Source organism: Pararhodobacter sp., from assembly GCF_034676545.1.
GTDB lineage: Bacteria > Pseudomonadota > Alphaproteobacteria > Rhodobacterales > Rhodobacteraceae > Pararhodobacter.
On sequence record NZ_JAUCBZ010000015.1, the window covers coordinates 2,799,357 to 2,819,353 of the forward strand.

The 19,997-nt window shown below is 61.9% G+C and carries 14 protein-coding genes, 1 tRNA gene, 4 pseudogenes and 1 other annotated feature; of the genes and pseudogenes, 13 read left to right on the forward strand and 6 right to left on the reverse strand.

Annotated features, from left to right (window positions below):
- Positions 1–84 precede the first annotated feature (84 nt).
- From VDQ28_RS17180 to VDQ28_RS17205, 6 genes and pseudogenes are all read left to right on the forward strand, one after another.
- Positions 85–1,938 carry an ATP-binding protein gene (locus VDQ28_RS17180; RefSeq protein WP_323037092.1) on the forward strand — a complete coding sequence of 618 codons (1,854 nt, stop codon included), beginning with the start codon at positions 85–87 and terminating at the stop codon, positions 1,936–1,938.
- Positions 1,935–3,281, forward strand: coding sequence for a sigma-54 dependent transcriptional regulator (locus VDQ28_RS17185; RefSeq protein WP_323037093.1), 1,347 nt, complete (start codon positions 1,935–1,937; stop codon positions 3,279–3,281). The genes VDQ28_RS17180 and VDQ28_RS17185 overlap by 4 nt, the downstream gene beginning before the upstream one ends.
- 238 nt (positions 3,282–3,519) lie before the next feature.
- Positions 3,520–4,518: a TAXI family TRAP transporter solute-binding subunit gene (locus tag VDQ28_RS17190; protein ID WP_323037094.1), complete on the forward strand. Its 999-nt coding sequence runs from the start codon at positions 3,520–3,522 to the stop codon at positions 4,516–4,518.
- A gap of 155 nt (positions 4,519–4,673) precedes the next feature.
- Positions 4,674–6,981 (forward strand): annotated as a pseudogene (locus VDQ28_RS17195) (TRAP transporter permease).
- Between the two features lie 107 nt (positions 6,982–7,088).
- Complete coding sequence (locus tag VDQ28_RS17200) at positions 7,089–8,258, forward strand: cytochrome P450 (RefSeq protein WP_323037095.1); 1,170 nt, start codon at positions 7,089–7,091, stop codon at positions 8,256–8,258.
- Positions 8,259–8,555: 297 nt separating this feature from the next.
- Positions 8,556–8,852, forward strand: a complete 297-nt coding sequence (locus VDQ28_RS17205) for a hypothetical protein (protein WP_323037096.1) — start codon at positions 8,556–8,558, stop codon at positions 8,850–8,852.
- Positions 8,853–8,890: 38 nt separating this feature from the next.
- Here the strand turns inward: VDQ28_RS17205 and VDQ28_RS17210 are convergent.
- The 4 genes and pseudogenes from VDQ28_RS17210 to VDQ28_RS17225 all read right to left on the reverse strand — a co-directional run bounded on the left by VDQ28_RS17210 (position 8,891) and on the right by VDQ28_RS17225 (position 13,454).
- Positions 8,891–10,134 (reverse strand): IS3 family transposase gene (locus VDQ28_RS17210; protein WP_416349375.1). Its coding sequence is split into 2 segments (ribosomal slippage): positions 8,891–9,831 and positions 9,831–10,134, totalling 1,245 coding nucleotides; the frame shifts between segments, so codons are not numbered across the junction.
- Positions 9,722–9,838 (reverse strand) — a sequence feature (AL1L pseudoknot). It overlaps the preceding gene by 117 nt.
- 51 nt (positions 10,135–10,185) lie before the next feature.
- Positions 10,186–10,674: pseudogene (locus VDQ28_RS17215) on the reverse strand (ATP-binding protein); the annotation flags it as partial.
- Complete coding sequence (istA, locus tag VDQ28_RS17220) at positions 10,664–12,196, reverse strand: IS21 family transposase (protein WP_323034837.1); 1,533 nt, start codon at positions 12,194–12,196, stop codon at positions 10,664–10,666. The pseudogene VDQ28_RS17215 and the gene istA, both read right to left, overlap by 11 nt.
- 73 nt (positions 12,197–12,269) lie before the next feature.
- Complete coding sequence (locus VDQ28_RS17225) at positions 12,270–13,454, reverse strand: DNA cytosine methyltransferase (protein WP_323037097.1); 1,185 nt, start codon at positions 13,452–13,454, stop codon at positions 12,270–12,272.
- Between the two features lie 67 nt (positions 13,455–13,521).
- Between VDQ28_RS17225 and VDQ28_RS17230 the strand changes: the two genes are divergently transcribed.
- Positions 13,522–13,989, forward strand: a complete 468-nt coding sequence (locus VDQ28_RS17230; protein WP_323037098.1) for a very short patch repair endonuclease — start codon at positions 13,522–13,524, stop codon at positions 13,987–13,989.
- Positions 13,990–14,272: 283 nt separating this feature from the next.
- On the opposite strand, the gene VDQ28_RS17235 is transcribed toward VDQ28_RS17230, so the two are convergent.
- Positions 14,273–14,362 (reverse strand) — tRNA-Ser (locus VDQ28_RS17235).
- A 353-nt stretch (positions 14,363–14,715) separates the two neighbouring features.
- Between VDQ28_RS17235 and VDQ28_RS17240 the strand changes: the two genes are divergently transcribed.
- Entirely contained in the window at positions 14,716–14,892 is a 177-nt protein-coding gene (locus tag VDQ28_RS17240) for a hypothetical protein (protein ID WP_323037099.1), read from the forward strand.
- On the opposite strand, the pseudogene VDQ28_RS22655 reads toward VDQ28_RS17240, so the two are convergent.
- A pseudogene (locus VDQ28_RS22655) lies at positions 14,859–15,236 on the reverse strand (hypothetical protein); the annotation flags it as partial. The gene VDQ28_RS17240 and the pseudogene VDQ28_RS22655 sit on opposite strands and share 34 nt — an antisense overlap.
- A gap of 221 nt (positions 15,237–15,457) precedes the next feature.
- Between VDQ28_RS22655 and VDQ28_RS17245 the strand changes: the two are divergent.
- The 5 genes and pseudogenes from VDQ28_RS17245 (at position 15,458) to VDQ28_RS17265 (ending at position 19,784) form a co-directional block, all read left to right on the forward strand.
- Positions 15,458–16,594, forward strand: a complete 1,137-nt coding sequence (locus VDQ28_RS17245) for an ABC transporter permease (RefSeq protein WP_416349399.1) — start codon at positions 15,458–15,460, stop codon at positions 16,592–16,594.
- 2 nt (positions 16,595–16,596) lie between these two features.
- Complete coding sequence (locus tag VDQ28_RS17250; protein ID WP_323037101.1) at positions 16,597–17,400, forward strand: ABC transporter ATP-binding protein; 804 nt, start codon at positions 16,597–16,599, stop codon at positions 17,398–17,400.
- Positions 17,401–17,565: 165 nt separating this feature from the next.
- Positions 17,566–17,685 (forward strand): annotated as a pseudogene (locus tag VDQ28_RS17255) (MlaD family protein); the annotation flags it as partial.
- A gap of 448 nt (positions 17,686–18,133) precedes the next feature.
- The gene (locus tag VDQ28_RS17260) at positions 18,134–19,141 is read left to right on the forward strand and encodes a hypothetical protein (protein WP_323038190.1); all 1,008 of its coding nucleotides are present in this window, start codon (positions 18,134–18,136) and stop codon (positions 19,139–19,141) included.
- Between the two features lie 7 nt (positions 19,142–19,148).
- The gene (locus VDQ28_RS17265; RefSeq protein ID WP_323037102.1) at positions 19,149–19,784 is read left to right on the forward strand and encodes an ABC-type transport auxiliary lipoprotein family protein; all 636 of its coding nucleotides are present in this window, start codon (positions 19,149–19,151) and stop codon (positions 19,782–19,784) included.
- Positions 19,785–19,997: the final 213 nt, after the last annotated feature.

Consider the following 19,997-nt stretch of genomic DNA (forward strand, 5'->3'; position numbering starts at 1 on the left):
GCGGCAGTTTAACACAGGTATCGGCCCTGTCGCCTGTCAAGACGCCCCTAGGCAATCGCCGTGCTGCGCTTCATAATCGGACACATGATCCATGCTCCTGTCAAACCCTCCGTCACCAGGCGCGCCTTGCAAGGGTTGGCGGTGGTGGTTGCGTTTGCGCTTGGTCTGAGCGTTCTCGCCCTGCCCCGCATCGAGCGCCTGTTCCTGACCCAGAACGGTCGCGCGGCGGGTGCGACCCTGACGCTTGCGGTCGAGGCGCTCGAGGGGGCGCTCAGGCGGTATCAGCCCCTGCCCGCCCTGATTGCCGAGCGTCCGCAATTGCGCGCCTTGCTGGGCAACCCCGGAAACGCCGAACTGGCGGCGCGGATCAATGAGGAACTGCGCCAGACCGCCGAATTTGTCGAGGCATCCGACATCTACGTCATGGACCTGACGGGCCTCACCATTGCCGCCAGCAACGCGGACCGGGAACGTTCGTTCATCGGGCGCAGTTTTGCGTTTCGGCCCTATTTCCGACAGGCGCGCGAGGGTGGTCTGGGGCGCTACTTTGCCTTGGGCACCACCTCGTTGGAGCGCGGTTATTTCTATGCGGCGCCCATTCGCGACGGGGCGCGCATCGTCGGTGTCGTGGCCTTGAAATTCACCGTGGACCGGTTCGAGACCTCGTGGCGTGGCGGCGCCAGCGATATCATTGTCACTGACAGCAGCGATATTGTGTTCATGTCAAACCGCGAGGCGTGGCATTTTCGCGCGCTCAGTCCGCTGTCCGACGCTGCAATCGCGCAGATCGAGGCCACACGGCAATATCCGATGGACCGCATCCTGCCCTTGGAAACCGCGACCCGCCCATTGGGCGATCGCTTCAATTTGATCTCCATCGCCGGGGTCGGCGAGTTCATCACCGCCTCGCATCGGATCGCAGATGCCGGTTGGACCGTGACGATTCTGGAACCCCGAGGCCCGGCGCGCGCGCAAGCGTTGATCGTGTTGGCGCTGATGGTCCTGCTGATCCTGTTCGGGGCGCTCATTGCGGGCCTGTTCATCCAACGCCGCCGACGGCTGGTCGAGCGGTTGGAGCAAATCCGGCTGCACCGCGAGTTGCTGGAACAACGGGTCGCCGAGCGCACCGCGGACCTGAACCACGCCAACCGGCAATTGGTGCAGGAAATCGAGGATCGCAAGGCGACCGAGGCGCGCTTGCGCAAGACCCAGAATGACCTTGTTCAGGCCGGCAAACTGGCCGCGTTGGGACAAATGTCAGCGGCGCTGAGCCACGAATTCAATCAGCCCCTGGCAGCGGTCAAGGTCTATGCGGAAAACGCCGTGACCTTTCTGGATCGGGGGCGGCCCGAGGATGCGCGTCAGAATGTTACGCTGATCTCGCAGATGGCCGATCGCATGGCCTCGATCTCCAAGCACCTGCGCAATTTCGCCCGGCGTCCGCAGGAAAAGATCGGGCCGGTGCCGCTGTATGCCGTGCTCGATGATGCGCTGGCCCTGATGGACGCCAAGCTCAAAAGCGCCAAGGCCACGGTCGACTATACCCGCGCCGCCGAGGATATTCTGGTGATGGGCGGACAGGTGCGGCTGCAACAGGTGTTGGTCAATCTGTTGTCGAATGCGCTGGATGCGATGGAAACCGACGCCGCGCCCAGGATCGAGATTTCGGTTCGCGCGCAGGGGGATCGGCAATGGGTCGAGGTTCGCGATCATGGACCGGGCCTGACGGAGGAAAGCCTGACGCAGTTGTTTGATCCGTTCTTTACCACCAAAATCCCCGGCAAGGGGCTGGGGCTGGGATTGTCGATTTCGTATAACATCGTGCGCGATTTTGGCGGTACTTTGGCGGCACGCAATCACCCCGACGGGGGCGCGGTGTTCACCGTTGATCTGGTGCTGGCCGACCCCCCTCTTGCCCAAAAGGTTGCTGCGCAATGACACCCGAAACCATCCTGTTTGTCGATGACGAAGACCATCTGCGCATGGCGGCTGAGCAATCCTTGCACCTCGCCGACCTGACGGTTGCCTGTTTCCCCGAGGCCACGCAAGCGCTGGCACGCGTCGCGCGCGATTTCCCCGGTATTCTGGTGACGGATATTCGCATGCCCGGCGTCGATGGGTTGGAATTGATGGCGCGCGCCTTGGAGATTGACCCCGAATTCCCGGTGATCCTTGTCACCGGACATGGCGATGTCGAACTGGCGGTGCAGTCGATGCGCGACGGGGCTTATGATTTCATCGAAAAACCCTATGAGCCCTCACGATTGGTCTCTACGGTGCTGCGCGCGCTGGACAAACGGCGGTTGACGCTCGAAAACCGCGCGCTTCGGCGGAAGGTGGGCGGGCGCGATGTGATCGAGGCGCGCTTGACCGGGCGCTCGACGGTGATGGTCAAGTTGCGTGAACAGGTGCGTGCGATTGCTGCGACCGATGCGGATGTGTTGATTCAGGGCGCCACCGGCACCGGCAAGGAAGTGACCGCGCGTGCCCTGCACCGCGCCAGCCCGCGCGCCGACAAGCCCTTCGTGCATATCAACTGCGCCGCCCTGCCCGCCGATCTCATTGAGAGCGAGTTGTTCGGCCATGAGGCGGGCGCGTTTCCGGGGGCCTTGCGGGCGCGGTTTGGAAAATTCGAACATGCGCGCGGCGGGACCGTGTTTCTGGATGAAATCGAATGCATGAGCCAGCCCGTGCAAGCCAAACTGCTGCACGCCATCCAGAACCGCAGTGTCACGCGTCTGGGCTCGAATGATCCGATCACACTGGATGTGCGCTTCATCGCCGCGTCCAAGCAAGACCTTGAACAGGCGTCGGCACGCGGCGAGTTTCGGCCCGATCTGCTGTATCGTTTGAATGTGGTGACCATTCGATTGCCCGATCTGGAGGAACGCCGCGAGGATATCCCGCGCCTGTTCACCCATCTGGTCGGCGAAGCAGCCGCGCGGTACAAACGTCCGACTCCCGACATTCCCGGTGCCATCCTGACAGCGGTCTCCGCGCGGGCCTGGCCGGGCAATGTGCGCGAATTGCGCAATGCGGCGGATCGCTTTGCGCTGGGGCTGGATCTGGACATCGGCGCGCCCGCGGCTTTGGGCGTGACCAACCTGACGCTGGCCGAACAGGTTGCCGATCATGAGAAATCGCTGATTTCGGCGGCGCTGACGGCGCATGGAGGCAGTCTCAAGGATACCTATGAAGCGCTGGGGCTGAGCCGCAAGGCGCTGTATGAAAAGATGCAAAAACACGGGCTTTCGCGCGGGGCTTTTACCGACACGGAATAACCCGGGGGCGGATGGGTCGTTTCCGGGACTCGCATGAAGGCCAATGTCCCGCTTTCGACCCATCCGCCCGGTTTTCTGCCCGTTGCCGCCAGGAATTCCGAAACTGTATCTTGCAAACTGGTCCGCATCCGGCTCCACTGCGTGGTGCATGGCCCGGCTCAGGGCCTCGGGCAAAGTGGAGGCTTTGTCCGATAAAAAAACAGCCAGACATTCTGGCACCAACGGAGGAAAGATACCCATGACCATGACCAAGCTGACTGCGCTGGCCCTGACCACAGCCCTCACCACCACCGCCGTCTTTGCCGAAAGCCACGGCGCGGTTGACCGCAGCGATTGGCCCACAAGCTTTACCGTCGGCACCGCATCACAAGGCGGCACCTTCTTTGCCTATGGGTCGGGCTGGGCAAACCTTGTGGCCGATCAGCTCGGCATCTCGGGCGGCGCCGAAGTCACCGGCGGACCGATGCAGAACATGGCGCTGGTGCACACCGGCGAAGCGCAGTTCGGCATGACCACGATGGGGCCGGCCCGTGAATCGCTGGAAGGCACCAACCCGATTGCCCCCGGCCTGCAAATGACCAACGCCTGCGCGATGTTCCCGATGTACCAGACCCCGTTCAGCGTGACCGCGCTGGGTTCGTCGGGCATCACCTCGATCTCCGAGATCCCCGCTGGTGCGCGCATTGGCTTCGGCCCGGCCGGGTCCAGCTCGGACACCTATTTCCCGGCGATGATGGAAACGCTGGGCGTTACCTTTGATCGCCGCAATGGCGGCTGGGACGATCTGGGCGGCCAGTTGCAGGACGGCTTGCTGGACGTGATCGCCTTTGCCGCCGGCATTCCGATTCCGACCGTATCGCAGCTTGAAGTGCAAACCGCGATCAACATCATCGAGTTCACCGAGGAAGAGCAGGCAGCCATCATCGCGGCTTTCCCGGTCTCGGCCTATTCGATCAACGCCGGAGTTTACAGCTCGCTGGATCATGATGCCCGGTCGGTGGCCATGTGGAACTTTGCCATCGCCAATTGCGACCTGCCGGAAAGCTTCGTCTATGCGGTCGTCGATGTCGTCATGTCTGACCATGAGCGCATGATGGGCATCCACGCCGCGTCGCGCGAAACGCTGCCGGAAAACTGGGACAAGAACACCGTGATGATGTGGCACCCCGGCGCCGCCCGTTGGTTCACCGAGCATGCCGGGGCCACCATCGACCCTGCCATGATCCACGGCGGCTGATCCGCCAAAGAGGCTTTGACCCCGCCCGCGCTAATCCTCGGGCGGGGTTTTTCGCAGCAGCTGTGAGCGCCTGACCGGGCCGAAGTTACTGCACCCAAACACTGGGAAAAACGCGACGGGCGCACAAGCCGCCACGCGCGCAGGGGGACACAACCATGAGCGACCAGATCAATCCGCGCGCCGCAGACCAAAGCGCAGCACCTGATGACGACTTTCCGCAAGGGCCCGTGCTGGCAGACGGTGTCGACGAAGAACCGGTAGAAAAGAACCGACGCCTGCTGGATGGTTGGCGCGGATTGGTTCTTGCGACCATCGCCGCGATATATTCGTTCTTTCACATCGCCGCGCTGAATGGCCTGTCGATCCAGCGTTGGACGGGTATCGACCTGCCCTTTCTGCCTTCGCTGCCGATGGAAACCTGGAATTTTCGCATCGTCCATATCGCGGGCGCGTTGATCCTGGGGTTCATCCTGTTTTCGCCGCGCCTGTTCCGCGACGACAAACCCGCGCGCGATACAAAGGTCATCGGCTACGCGGCGCTCGCGCTGTTGATCCCGGCGGCGATTGCTCTGGCCACCGCGGTCGGCTTTGCGCTGCGCATCAGTTCGGGGGAAATGCCGGTGATGAGCGGCCTGACCACCTGGCCCGCCTTCCCCGGCACCGAGATCCATGGGCTCGAGATCACCTGGTACGGCATCCCGCTGTTGATTGCCACGTTCGGCGCCATCGTGCTCGGCTGGTTCGAGGAGCTGGCCGCGCGACCGGCTGGCGATGTCCGATATGGTCATGGCCTTCTGCGCCATCGTGGTGGCGGTCTATCTGATCACCATCTACGGCACCGCCGCGCGCAACTCGGTCGGCACGCCCTTCGTGCCGATTGGCGTGGCCTTCGCGGCCACGGCAGGCTCGGCGCTGATCATCGAATTGACGCGCCGCGTGGCGGGTATGGCGTTGGTCATCATCACCGGCGTGTTCCTGGTCTATACCTTCACCGCGCATCTGCTGCCCGGCATCCTGGCCGTGCAGACGCCCTATACATGGCAGCGCTTCTTCGGGTTCCTTTATACCGACACCGGTATCCTGGGCGCCACAACGGCGGTGTCCTCGACCTATATCATCCTGTTCATCATCTTCGCGGCCTTCCTCCAGGCGTCCAAAGTCGGCGATTATTTCGTCAACTTCGCCTTTGCCGCCGCCGGGCGCGCACGCGGTGGCCCGGCCAAGGTGGCGATCTTTGCCTCGGGCCTGATGGGCATGATCAACGGCACCTCTGCGGGGAACGTGGTGGCCACCGGGTCCTTGACCATCCCGTTGATGAAAAAGGTGGGCTACAGCAAACAGACCGCCGGCGCCGTCGAGGCCGCAGCCTCGACGGGTGGCCAGATCATGCCGCCGATCATGGGGGCCGGTGCCTTCATCATGGCCGAGATCACCGGCATTCCCTACACCGACATCGCCGTCGCGGCGATCATTCCGGCGGTGCTGTATTTCGTGTCAGTCTATTTCATGGTCGATCTGGAGGCTGCGAAACTGGGCATGCGCGGGATGCGCGAGGACGAGTTGCCCAAGTTCAAGGACATGGTGCGGCGCGTCTTCTTGTTCTTGCCGATCATCATCCTGATCGCCGCCTTGTTCATGGGCTATTCGGTGATCCGGGCAGGCACTTTGGCAACGGCTTCGGCAGCCGTTGTCAGCTGGTTGACGCCCTACCGCATGGGGCTGTCGTCAATCGTCAAGGCGTTCGAGATCGCCGGGATCATGTCGATCCAGATCATCGCAGTCTGTGCCTGTGCGGGTATCATCGTTGGCGTCATCTCGCTGACCGGGGTTGGCGCGCGCTTCTCGTCGCTGCTGCTGGACATCGCCGCCGCCTCGCAATTCCTGGCGCTGTTCTTCGCCATGTGTATCGCGATCCTGCTGGGGATGGGGATGCCGACCACGGCGGCCTATGCGGTGGCGGCCTCGGTCGTCGCACCGGGCCTCGTGCAACTGGGCATCCCACTGCTGACCGCGCATTTCTTTGTGTTCTACTACGCGGTTCTCTCGGCGATCACCCCGCCGGTGGCGCTGGCCAGCTATGCGGCGGCCGGGATTTCGGGCGCGAACCCGATGGCCACCTCGGTCACCTCGTTCAAGTTCGGCCTTGCCGCTTTCATCGTGCCGTTCATGTTCTTCTACAACGGTGCCTTGTTGATGGATGGCACCGGGCTTGAAGTCACCCGCGCGGCCCTGACGGCAACCTTTGGCGTGTTCCTGTTGTCCTCGGGCGTGCAGGGCTGGTTCATGGGCGCGCGCACCGCCTGGTATCTGCGGGTCGCGCTGCTTCTCACGGCACTCCTGATGATCGAGGGCGGCTTGGTGACCGACATGCTGGGCATTGCGGGTGCGGTTGCGGTCTATCTGGTGCAAAAGCTGTTCCACCCATCGCCGGATGCCAAGTTCGACGTGCGCGGCGCGGATTGATTCCGTATGATTGGTGAATGGGCCGTCCTGCGGGGCGGCCCTTTTGCATTGGCTTCAGGGCATGACCTGTTACGTTGGTGCAAACCCGGAACGGAGCACGCGCGCCCATGGCCTTCAATGCGCCCATCGTCAACATTGACCGCAACGCCTTCTGGCATGATCCCTACCCAACACTTGCGACGTTGCGTGCGACCGCGCCGGTTGCCTATGTGCCGCAACTGGGCGCCGTACTGCTGACCCGCCGCGATGACGTCTGGGAGAATGAAAAAAACATCGCGGTATTTTCCTCCGATCAACCGGGCGGCCTGATGACCCGCCTGATGGGCCAGAACATGATGCGCAAGGACGGGGACGCGCATAAAGCGGAACGCGAGGCGATTTTTCCCTCGGTCTCGCCGCGCACCGTCAAGTCCGTGTGGCTGGAGCAGTTTCGCACGCACGCCCTGCGCATTCTTGATGGGATCGAGACCAAAGGCCATGCCGATCTGGTCCGCGACTTCGCGATGCCCCTGTCCGCCGAGGCGCTCAAGGCGATCACCGGCCTGACCACGATGGACGCCGCCGAGATGGACCGCGTGAGCCAGGGTATGATCGACGGCTGCGCCAATTACGCGGGCGACCCGGCCGTCGAGGCCCGTTGCCACGATTGCACCGCCTCCATCGACCGCCATATCGACGCACGCATCCCCGAAATCGACGCCAATCCCGACCACTCACTGCTGTCGGTGCAGCGCCGCGCCGGGATGCCCGACGCCTCGGTACGCGCCAATATCAAACTGGCGATCTCGGGTGGGCAGAATGAGCCACGCGACGCGATTGCCGGCACCGTCTGGGCGTTGCTGAGCCATCCGCAGGCGCTGGCCGCGATCCGCAACGGCGAGGCCACCTGGTTGGCCGCTTTCGAGGAATACGCCCGTTGGAATTCCCCCATCGGCATGTCTCCGCGCCGCATCGCGCAGACCCATGTGCTGCGCGGTGTGACACTGGAACCGGGCGATATGGCGTTCTTGATGTTCGGCTCTGCCAACCATGACGAGTCGGTCTTCGAGCGGCCCGAGGTCTACGACATCCACCGCGACCGCCGCAAAGCCATTCCCTTTGGCGCGGGTCCGCATTTCTGCGCAGGCGCCTGGGCCGCCCGCGCCTTGATCGCCGAGGTTGCCCTGCCCTTGATATTCGAGCGATTGCCGCGTTTGCGCCTTGATCCCGTCGCCCCGGCTCGGTTTGGCGGCTGGGCGTTTCGCGGGCCATTGTCGGTGGCCGTGCGCTGGGATTGAGCGCCCGGTCAGCCAGGCGCCACCAAATGATCAGTGCCGTCCGGGGAAATGCGCCGAATAGCCAGCAGCCTGCCGCTCACGCTTTGCCTGAACCTCGTGACATTTCAGGGATTCCGCCATAGCAGGCATAAACACCACCGACCCGTTTTGCGCGACAGACGGCGCAACTTAGTGGCATCGACGCGTCCAGAGCCACCGCCTCAACGCCGGCGGCACGCCGCCGGTAAGTTCCGGAGGAAGTGCGCTTCCAACTGGACCGTCTCTGACCTGCGCAAGAAGAACGGGCGGCCCAAAATCATGCCGCCCGCCGATTACAGCCCGAACGAGGATCAGACGCAGGATCTGTACATCTTGCGCGCCATCGGCCGGGTATGGGGCTGGCGGCAGCGGATGGAAGGAGGTGAGTTCGCCACGATACAGGAATTGGCCGAGGCCGTCGGTCTGGCCGAGCGCCATGTCAGCCGCCAGCTGTGCCTCGCCTATCTGGCACCGGAGGTGCTCAAACGCCTGACCTGCGGCCGCGAGGCATCGGCGGTCAGACTCTATGACCTGTGCTTTCTGGCAGGGGAGACATGGATGGCGCAGGCTGAGTGAACCGCCCCGGGTTTACCGGAGGGTGATTTGTTCAACGACTAGGCGACCATATCGAGTGTGTTCAGGTTTGCATAGAACGCCTCCTCTGCTTCTGCGGGCGGGATGTATCCGATAGGGCCGAGTAGGCGGCGGTTGTTATACCAATCGACCCATTTCAGGGTTTCCCATTCAACCTCGCGCATTGATTTCCAAGGCCCGATCTGGTTGATTACCTCCGTTTTGAAGAGGCCGATGACGCACTCGGCCAGTGCGTTGTCATAGGCGTCACCGACTGTCCCGACAGAGAGATCGATCTCCGCCTCGGCTAGGCGTTCGGTGTATTTGATCGACAGATATTGGGATCCTCGATCCGAGTGATGCACCAAGCTCTTGTTATCTGGAGTCTTTCTTTGCCAGATTGCTTGATCCAGCGCATCGAGCACGAACTGCGTCTTCATCGAAGTTGAGGTGCGCCACCCCACGATCCGTCGGGCAAATACATCAATCACGAAGGCAACATAGACCGTCCCCGACCATGTGGGCACGTAAGTGAAGTCTGAAACCCACAGCTTGTTCGGCCGATCTGCCATGAAGAGACGGTTCACCTTGTCATCGGGGCATGGCAGCGATGCGTCAGGGTTGGTTGTGATGACCTTTTTGCCGCGAACCACGCCCCTGAGGCCCAGACGGCGCATCAGCCGCTCCACCGTGCATCTGGCAGCGTATTCACCCTGCCGTCGCAAGACATGCCAGACTTTCCGCGCGCCATAGAGTTTGCGGTTCGCATCCCAGGCCGCATCGATCTTGAGGCTCAAGGCGGCATCAGACTTGGCCCGGGCTGAAGCCCGGTCAGGATCACGTGCAATGGCACGTCGGTCATAATAGGTGGATGGGGCAAACTGCAGCGCCCTGCAGATCGGCTCGACCCCGAATGCCTCTCGGCTTTCCTCAATGAAATCAATTATTTGCGAAACGGGCGGTCGAGCTCCGCCTGGGCAAAATACGCTGAAGCTTTGCGCAGGATCTCGTTCGCCTGCCGCAATTCCCGGTTCTCGCGTTCAAGCTCTTTGATCCGCGCAATCTCGACGCCGGTAGGTCCCGGCCGCTCGCCGCCATCGCGCTGGACCTGTCGCATCCAAACGCGAAGACTGTCCGGCGAACAGCCCAATTTGCCCGCGATCGCTGTCAGCGCTGCAGCTTCGCTTTGATAATCATCGCGGTGTTCCATCGCCAGCCGCACCGCGCGTTCGCGGAACTCGGGTGAATACGGCTTCGAAGTCTTCTTCTTTTGTGCATGTTCCATAACGGGCAATTCTCCGAGAGTTTTGCCCTCCGGTAAACCCGGGGCGGTTCAGACGAGGCTTTCGGCAAGCTGTCCGGCTTTGCCTTTGGCCTTCTCCTGTTCGAGCGTATTGACGAGCTCGATGGTCGAGAAGAAGCGAACCTTGCGGCGGTGATGCTCGACAGCCTGCACGCCAAGGGCTGTCGCGACATGCGTTTTGCCAGTCCCAGGGCCCCCGATCAGCACAACGTTCTGGGCACCGTCCATGAACTCGCCCCGATGAAGTTGGCGCACCGTGGCCTCATTGATCTCACTGGCCGCGAAGTCGAAGGCGGTCAGATCCTTGTAAGCCGGGAAGCGAGCGGCCTTCATGTGATAGGCAATGGACCGGACCTCCCGCTCGGCCACTTCGGCCTTCAGCAATTGAGCGAGCATCGGCACCGCAGCATCAAAGGCTGGTGCGCCTTGTTCCATGAGGTCGGTGACGGCTTGGGCCATGCCATGCATCTTCAAACTGCGCAGCATGATGATGATGGCACCGCTGGCGGGATCATGACGCATGGCGGCCTCCGGCGGTCCGGGCCCGCAGGCCGTCATAGCGTTCGACATTCGCCTTTGGCTCACTGCGCAAAGCCAGTGCCTGTGGTGTTTCGATGTCCGGCCCACCAATCGTCTTTCCGTCAATAAGACGGTGCAGAAGGTTCAGAACGTGAGTTTTGGTTGCCACGCCCTCAGCCAAGGCCATTTCCACGGCGACGAGCACGGCCTGTTCGTCGTGATGCAGAACCAGCGCCAAGATATCAACCATCTCTCTGTCACCGCCAGGCTTGCGCAACATAAGGTCTTGCAGCCGCTTGAAGGCCGGAGGGAATTCCACGAAGGGCGCGCCGTTCCTGAGCGCACCCGGCTTACGCTGAAGGACGGCCAGATAATGGCGCCAATCGTAAATCGTGCGTGGCGGGAGTTGGTGGCTGCGCTCAATCACCCGCACATGCTCGCACAGGATCTGACCCTCGGCAGCGACCACCAAACGCTCTGGATAAACCCGCAAGCTCACAGGCCGGTTCGCAAACGACGCTGGAACACTGTAGCGGTTGCGCTCGAAGCTGATTAGGCAGGTCGGGGACACCCGTTTGCTATGCTCGACAAAGCCATCGAAGGCGGGCGGCAATGGCATCAGCACGGGGTGTTCTGCGGCCCAGACGTCAGCAACATTCCCCGGCAGTGCTGCATGAGGAATCTCATTCCACAACGCCACACAGCGCTGTTCCAGCCAATCATTCAGGGCCGCGAGATCGGGGAAGTCCGGCATGGGTTGCCACAGACGGTGCCTGGCATCCTGCACATTCTTCTCGATCTGCCCCTTCTCCCAGCCGGCGGCAGGATTGCAGAACGCTGGCTCGAACACGTAATGGTTGGCCATTGCGAGGAAGCGCATGTTGACCTGCCGCTCCTTCCCACGACCGACGCGGTCAACAGCGGTGCGCATATTGTCGTAAATTCCACGCCCTGGAACGCCGCCGAAGACCCGGAACCCGTGGCAGTGAGCGTCGAACAGCATCTCGTGCGTTTGCAGCAGATACGCCCGAACCAGAAAGGCCCGGCTATACGACAGCTTGATATGGGCGACTTGTAGCTTGACGCGCTCGCCGCCCAAAACGGCAAAATCCTCGCTCCAGTCAAACTGGAATGCCTCGCCCGGACGAAACGACAGCGGCACGAAGATGCCGCGCCCTGTTGCCTGCTGCTCTCGCTGCCGATCTGCCCGCCAGTCACGCGCAAAAGCCGCGACCCGACCGTAAGACCCATCAAAGCCAAGCACCACCAGATCGGCATGCAGCTGCTTCAGCGTTCGCCGCTGCTTGCGCGACTTGGCCGCCTCCGTCTTCAGCCAACCGGCAAGCTTCTCGGCGAACGGATCGAGCTTGCTTTGCCGCTCCGGTGTCGCGAACTGCGGCTCGATCGTGCCCGCATTCAGATATTTTGTAATCGTATTGCGCGACAATCCAGTGCGACGCGCAATCTCACGGATCGATAGCTTCTCCCGCAAAGACATCCGTCGAATAATGTTCAAAAGTCCCATGTGTATCACTCCGCTGCTCCCCGTTGCGCATCGCGCTGGGGGAAGGGTCACATGGCTCAAATCTCAGTGGAAATTATCCGTCTATCCGGCTCACTTCTGCGTGGAGATCTACAGCCATATGTCCTCTTGTCTCGTGCTGGGCGATGGCGCGCAATTCGGGCCGCTCGAGCCAGCGCAGCAGATCGTCATTCGCGGCGCCGTATCCGTCCGGAAGAGCCGCTGACATGCGCGAGGGTGGCGCTCCGGCTCGGAGTCGCCTGGCAATCGTCGAGAAGGCATCTCGCAGGGAAACATCGTCCTTGGTCCGATACATCCCGGCCATGAGTTTCGCCGCATCGATCACGGTACTTCGCCAGGCACCGGCGCTGTCATCCCCACGGCTGAGGCCACTTCGCAGCGAGGAAAGCCCACCAATCGCGTCGGCCACGGTTCGCTTTGGACCGGCAACGACGATGCTCGTTCCGGATGCATCTGCGGCAAGGTCTGACCGGATTCCGACAATGATCACCCGATGCCGGCGCTGCGGTACGCCAAAATCCTCGGTCCGCACGATAAAGTCCGAAGGCCGGGTGGCTTCCTGAAGGCTGGCCTTGCCATCTTCCACCCGGATTGCCCTGAGTTCGTAAAGGTGCACGCCGCCGGTGCCGAGCGAGGACAGGTCTTCCATCAGCAACTCGAAAACAAGGCGGCTCTCGACCGTCGAAGAGAGCATTCCCTTGACGTTTTCCATCACGAAAGCGGCCGGGCGCAAGCGATCCAGCACGCTGATGTACTCGCGAAACAGATAGTGCCTCGCATCGTCCTCCGGCACGTAGCCCTGCTTGCCCCTGGACCTGGCTCTTCCGACAAGTGAATAGGCCTGACAGGGTGGGCCTCCGATCAGGATTGTTTCATCAAAGCCCCGGCGCAACCGCGCGATCGCTTCGTCTGTGGCAGTTCTGGCGGCTTCGGTGCCAAGCTCGAGGCAGCGCGCCTCTTCGGTCGCAATCCGCCAGGTTTCGGCATCCACCGTGGCCCAGTCTGGCTCGGCGATCAGACCGGCGTGGAAGTCGATGAACGGCTGCGGAAGTTCGCCGTGCTTCGCGCGATATTCCCGCAGGAACGCGCGAAGGGTCAGGGTCTGATGGGCTGATGACTCCTTCTCGACCGAAATGCCGATGTGGAAGGGGCGATGCCCGTCGAGCGCGAAAGAGGCAAACCCCTCGCCCAGCCCGCCGGGACCGGCAAAAAGATCAACGATGCCGAAAGTGGCAGGCAAATCAGGCTCCTGACGAATTGCATTCGTCCGGTGTATACTAGGTTCAGGATTGAACGCCAGGAGGCAAGTGATCGATATCGTAGACCAGCAGACCCGGTCCCGCATGATGTCCGGGATCAAAGGCAAAAATACCAGGCCCGAACTGGCGCTCCGCCGGGCGATACATGCCCGCGGCTTCCGTTATCGGTTACATGCCACCGACGTTCTTGGGCGGCCAGACCTCGTTTTCCCGAAGCACAACGCGGTCGTCTTTGTGCACGGCTGCTTCTGGCACCGCCATGCGGAGTGTCGCTTCACGACGATCCCGTCCACTCGACCGGAGTTCTGGCAGACGAAGTTCGAGGCGAATGTGGCGCGGGACAGTGCCGTGCGCGGCGCACTGCTCGCGGCCGGATGGCGCGTTTCGACGGTCTGGGAATGTGCGGTCAGGAAACCGCAACAGGTTGAAGTGGCTGCCAATCTTCTCGCTGCCTGGCTAGGCGACGGCGCTTCTGAATTCGAGATCGGTGAAACGAAAGTGGTCGCCGAGGGATGAGGCGCTTCGAGACGCTCAGGTTTCCGATTTGCGGCGCAACAGACCCAGTCGCGACCCCCATCCAACTCAGATTTCCAAACCGAAAAATACATTAAAAACCGGCGGCTTACAAGCTATTCACCGAAATGGCACAGGCAACAGGTCCGGAGAATATCGGCCCCGAGAGAACGCTTCCAAGCTTCCTGACGCCTAGACAGGTGAACAGCCCGCTTCGCATAACCCTTGAAAACAAAGAGAAATTCTGACCGCAGCCGGATCGGGAGAACGCTTTCGCGGGGGCAAGTGGCGGAGCGAGAGGGATTCGAACCCTCGAGACGGTTCCCCGCCTACACACTTTCCAGGCGTGCGCCTTCGACCACTCGGCCACCGCTCCGTTGGCGAAGCCATAACGCGGGTGGGGGGCGGGGTGCAAGGGGCTAACGGTGTTGGCCGGAAATTCCCTCGGGTGGGTCGATTGAACGTCACGGGATTGCATGCGTACTGGCAAGGATCGTCAGGCGGAATTTCAGATGGACGCTTGCGCGTTGGGAACGAGCCATCGTGGATTGGCAATCTCCCCCCTTTTATCGGGGTGCATTCAGAGAACCAACGCGGCAATTTTTCAGTTTCTGGGCGGGTGTGATGCCGCCGATTCCCGTGTTGGGACGATCGTTGCTCCAAGTCCAGCGTCATTGCGTGAACCGCCCCGGCTTTACCGGAGGGTGATGTGTTGAACAACAGGCGACCATGGACATGCGGGTGGCTTCAGGGATGACCCCTCACGGTGTGCAAATGCAGGAAACACACGCCGAAGCCCAGGTCGTGCAAGGCTTGGTTAGCCTGATCAGCAGATCGGCGTTCACCGCGTTAACCATCTTGCTGAGCCCGAAGGCCCGGCAGGTCAGCGTAACGCTGACCCAATGACGTGACACCGCCCTTTCGGCCATCCCGCAACGCCGAGACGGCCGCGTCACTCTTTTCCAAGGGCCTGCTCTGGCTCAATCGCACCGGTGTCCGCCACCTTCGCGGTTCCGCAGATCGGCCGGCGTGCTGAGGGCCGCAAACATCCGCGTCAGGCGCCAGTTCTCGTTCGGCGCGGCACGCGGACCCATGGCGATTGCGCGTCACTCCGTCGCCTGCATCTGACTGACCATCGACGCATCCATCCCGCGGTTTTTCCAACGCCACTTGTACGACGACGCGCCGCCCATGCCATGCTCACGGAACAGATCGACCACCAGCACACCGCCTTCAGCCTCCCGCCGGATCGCGGGACTCTGCGCCTCGGTGTTTCTCCCTTTTTATCGGACTCACCTCATCCATCTTGTCGAGGAAACGCTACGTCCGCAGCCCCTCGCTGTCAGGGGAATTGCCCAAAAATCAGCGTATCAAAGACCGCCAGAGAGCCATTTGCTTTACTTTGCACAACACCTCTGGTCTACGGCGTGTGCAGCTTGTCCTCAAACGATTCTGCGCTGGAATGGAGCCCGTGACAGTGCTGTCAAGCCTTGACCCCGAGATTGCAATCGTCACCGAGGCTGGTTCCACGTCGGTGGCAATCAGCGGGCCGGTGACGATTTATACGATCAGCGCGATCGAACCCCGGTTTGCAAATCTGCCGCAAGGTCATGCCGTTATCGTGGATATGCAGCATGTCACGCGGCTGGATACGGCCGGGGCGTGGTTGATGATCGGCCTGAAGGCCAGAATCGAAGGCGGCGGGGACAGATTCGAGATTTCGGGGCTTTCTGCGGAAACGCAAAGTCTGCTGGAGGGCGTTGAGCGGGCGATGCCAAGCCCTGAACCCGTCGTTGAACCGCGCAGAACGCTTGCTGATCGGGTGGCGATTGTGGGCAAAGCCGTGGTCGGCGGCGTCGGGTTGATCCTGAACCTGATCGGTTTTTTCGGCATGTTTCTGTCGCGCCTTGCCCGCGCGCTGCGCCATCCGCGTGAATTCCGGCTGACGTCGCTGGTGCACCATTGTCAGGAAGTCGGGCTGAAAGCGGTGCCGATTGTCGCGCTCATGGCGTTTCTGATCGGCGTGGTGCTGGCGTTTCAAGGAGCGTCGCAGCTGCGGCAATTCGGGGCCGAGGTGTTTGTCGTCGACCTCATCGCGGTCTCCATTCTGCGGGAACTCGGCATCCTGCTGACCTCGATCATCGTGGCGGGCCGGACCGCGTCGGCGTTCACCGCCGCCATTGGCTCGATGAAGATGCGCGAAGAGATCGACGCGATGCGCACCCTGGGCCTCGATCCGGCGATGAACCTGTTTGTGCCGCGGATTCTGGCGCTGCTCCTGATGCTGCCAATTCTGGGGTTGATCGCCAACCTCGCCGGGTTGTTTGGCGGCGCACTGATGGCCTGGATCGAGTTGGGCATTTCTCCGGCGATGTTCCAGACGCGACTGGTCGAAGGCACCGATGTGAACCATTTTCTGGCCGGTTTGATCAAGGCGCCGGTGTTCGCGCTGATCATCGGTGTGATCGGTTGCCATTCGGGAATGCAGGTCAAGAGCAACGCCGAATCCCTGGGCCAGATGACCTCGAAAGCCGTCGTCGCCGCGATTTTCTCGGTGATCGTCGCCGACGCGGCGTTCTCGGTCTTTTTTGCGCAGATCGGGTTTTGATGATGTCTGACACACCTTCAGATGCCGTGATTTCGGTGCGCGGGCTGCGCAATCAGTTTGGCACGCATGTCGTGCATGACAATCTGGATCTTGATGTCAGCCGTGGCGAAATCCTGGGTGTGGTGGGTGGCTCGGGCACGGGGAAATCCGTCTTGCTGCGCACCATTGCCGGGTTGCAGCGCCCTGCCCTTGGCCACATCACCGTGCTGGGCACCGATCTGAGTACGGCAAGCGAGGATGCGCGCAAAGCCATCGAGGCCCGTTGGGGCGTGATGTTCCAGGACGGCGCGTTGTTTTCGTCGCTGACCGTGCGCGAAAACGTCGAGGTGCCGATGCGCGCCGTTCCCGGCCTGTCGCCGGCGACCGCGCGCGCGCTGGCCGATCTGAAGATCTCGATGGTGGGCCTGCCCTATCTGGCCGGCGACAAATACCCGTCCGAATTGTCTGGCGGGATGCGCAAACGTGCTGGGCTTGCACGCGCACTGGCCCTGGACCCTGAGATCGTGTTCCTTGACGAGCCGACCGCGGGCCTCGATCCGATTGGTGCCGCAGATTTCGATCAGCTGATCAAGGGCCTGAGCCGCTCACTTGGCCTGACGGTGTTTTTGGTGACTCACGATCTGGATACGCTTCATGCTATATGCGACAAAATCGCCGTTCTGTCCGAGCGCAAAGTGCTGGTAACCGGCACCATGCGCGAAATGCTGAGTGTCGATCACCCTTGGGTGCATAGTTACTTCCACGGACCGCGCGCGCGTGCCGCACTGGACCACGCTGATGGCTTTGCCGCCAAGAAGGACATTTGAGTGGAAACGAAAGCCAACTACGTTCTTATCGGTCTCTTTACGATTGCCGGGCTCGTTGGAATTCTGGGCTTCTTCTTGTGGTTTGCGCAGGTCCAGCTGGACCGCCAATTCGCCTATTACGACGTGCGCTTCGCGTCGGTCTCGGGGTTGAGCAACGCCTCGGACGTGCGGTTCAGCGGCCTGCCCGTCGGTCAGGTCGTCGATGTGCGCCTGTCGTCGGATGGCGACGGCACCATCACCGTGCGACTCGAGGTATCAGCCGACACGCCGGTTCGCACGGACAGCCTTGCAACCATTAAATCGCAGGGTGTGACCGGCGTGTCGTTTGTCGGCATCAGCCCCGGCACACCAACCGCGCCTTTGTTGCTCGCACCCGAGGACGGCGCAGTGCCCGTTATCGAGGCCGGGCGGTCGATGCTGCAAACACTGTCCGAGGACGCGCCCGAATTGGTGAGCGAGACGCTGCGCGTGGTCGAGGGCATCGGCAATCTGCTCAGCGACGACAACCGGCTGCGGATTGACAACATCCTGACGAATGCCGAAAGCGCCTCGGAGGAGCTGGCCTCAACCCTGCGCACGTTTGCCGGGGTGGCCGGAACCGTCGACCAATTTGCCGAGCAAATCAACCGGTTCAACACCACGCTGGACACGGTCACCACCAGTTTGACCGGCGTGTTGGGGACCGCAGACGAGGCCATCGAGTTCGATCCGGGTTCTGGCAACACAATCCACCGTGCTGGTGGACAATGGCACCGTCGCCATCGGCTCGGTGCAAACCGCCGTGGCCGAGGCCGAGCGCTATATCGCCGAGGATCTGACGCAGGTGACCACCACCATCCGAACCACCTTGGTCGATATGAATGCGCAACTGGCGGCACTGAGAACCGACGCGGGTGCGCTCATGAGCACCCTCGACACCACCGGCCAAACCGCCACCGCACGCCTGACCGAAGCGCAGGCGTTGTTCGTGCAGGCCAACACCTTGATGGCCGGGCTGGCGGAAACCGTGGCTTCGTTCGGCGGGGTTGCCACGCGCATCGACGGCTTGATCGAAACCGATGCGGCACCGCTGCTGGCCGAATCCCGGGTCGCCATTGCCGAAACGACCGAGGTGATCCGGGCGGTCAGCGCCCTGACACAGACCGAATTGCCGGCAACCATGACCAACATCCAAGCTGCGGTCGAAAACGCGCGCGCGGTAATCGACACGCTGGGCAGTACCCTGACAACCGCCGTCGGGGGCGTGGGGGATGTTATCTCGGCGGCCGAGACCACGTTGACGCAGGTTACCACCACCTTCAGCGACGCCAACCAGACCCTGACCGCCATCAACAGTGCCCTCGAAGTGGGCGAGCGGACCTTGGCCGCCGCCGAACGCAGTTTTGTCGGGGCTGATCGTTTCCTGAACGAAGATATCGCGGGCTTGATGACCGAATTGCAAACCACGGTGCAGGGCTTGAACGTGGCCGTGGGTCAGGTTTCCGCGGATTTGCCGGACATCACCGCCAATCTGCGCGCCGCCGGACAATCGGCCTCGGACACGTTTGCCCAAATCCAAACGCTGGTCACATCCTCGTCCCCGGCGGTTCAGGAATTTGCCGCAACCGGCCTGCCGCTCTATACACGGCTGGCTCAGGAAACCCGCGAATTGATCGGAAACCTTGATCAACTCACCCAGCAAATTTCGCGCTCTCCGGCCCGGTTTTTCCTGAGCCAAGACGTTCCGGAATTCAGAAGGTAAGACCCAGATGACCCATGTTTCGACGATCAAAGCCATCCTCCTGGCGGTTTGCCTGCCGCTTTTGGCCGGGTGCAGCGCGATTTCCGCGATCAGCGACGCAACCACGCCGTTGAATGTCTTTGAACTGCGCGTGCCGCCCGAATTGCCGGTCTGGCAAAATCGTGCGCTGCAGCGCGACGTCGTGATCGAGCTTCCCACATCGGGCGGCGCTTTGGCGACGGATCGCATCATGGTCCGCCCAAGCCCCCTGCAAGCGCAATATCTGCCCGAAGTTCGGTGGAGCGAGCCGACACCCGTCATGGTTCAGACCTTGATGCTACGCACCTTGGATGCCACGCAGGGTTTGCGCTATGTCGGTCGCCGCCCGCTTGGAGCCAGCGGTGACTTTGCCATCGTCAGCGAGCTTGTCGATTTTCACGCCGTGTTGGCGCCCGAAAGCGACGCCGCAACCGTCGAGGTCCGTCTGATCGCGCGTGTGGTGCGCGAATCCGATGTGCGGATCGTCGCCTCACGCACATTTACCGCCAGCGTCCCCGTTGCCTCCAGCGAAACAGCGACGCTGGTGGACGGGTTCGATGCCGCCGTCGCGCAGGTGATGACCGAGTTTGCGGGCTGGGCACTCACGGCAGTCCGCGCGTATTGAGCCACGCGTAGCAGGCCCGCGCGCCGCGGCGCTTGCGGCAACATCCGTGACCTGCGGCCGGTCGCGTCTGTCATCATTGCCAGTATGGTCTTTGGATGCTCCGGCTGCTGCCCGCAACCGTCGCGCCTGCGTGGACCCGGATCAACTTTATCCGCCCGCGCACACGCAGGGCGTTGCCTTCCTATTTCAGAACGCTATTCTGAAGGCCGGAAC

What these genes read in the sequence shown, in the direction of transcription:
- VDQ28_RS17180 (WP_323037092.1), top strand. Translation starts at nt 85, where the DNA reads ATGATCCATGCTCCTGTCAAACCCTCCGTCACCAGGCGCGCCTTGCAA.
- VDQ28_RS17185 (WP_323037093.1), top strand. Translation starts at nt 1,935, where the DNA reads ATGACACCCGAAACCATCCTGTTTGTCGATGACGAAGACCATCTGCGC.
- VDQ28_RS17190 (WP_323037094.1), top strand. Translation starts at nt 3,520, where the DNA reads ATGACCATGACCAAGCTGACTGCGCTGGCCCTGACCACAGCCCTCACC.
- VDQ28_RS17200 (WP_323037095.1), top strand. Translation starts at nt 7,089, where the DNA reads ATGGCCTTCAATGCGCCCATCGTCAACATTGACCGCAACGCCTTCTGG.
- VDQ28_RS17205 (WP_323037096.1), top strand. Translation starts at nt 8,556, where the DNA reads ATGCCGCCCGCCGATTACAGCCCGAACGAGGATCAGACGCAGGATCTG.
- istA (WP_323034837.1), bottom strand. Translation starts at nt 12,196, where the DNA reads ATGGGACTTTTGAACATTATTCGACGGATGTCTTTGCGGGAGAAGCTA.
- VDQ28_RS17240 (WP_323037099.1), top strand. Translation starts at nt 14,716, where the DNA reads ATGGACATGCGGGTGGCTTCAGGGATGACCCCTCACGGTGTGCAAATG.
- VDQ28_RS17250 (WP_323037101.1), top strand. Translation starts at nt 16,597, where the DNA reads ATGTCTGACACACCTTCAGATGCCGTGATTTCGGTGCGCGGGCTGCGC.
- VDQ28_RS17265 (WP_323037102.1), top strand. Translation starts at nt 19,149, where the DNA reads ATGACCCATGTTTCGACGATCAAAGCCATCCTCCTGGCGGTTTGCCTG.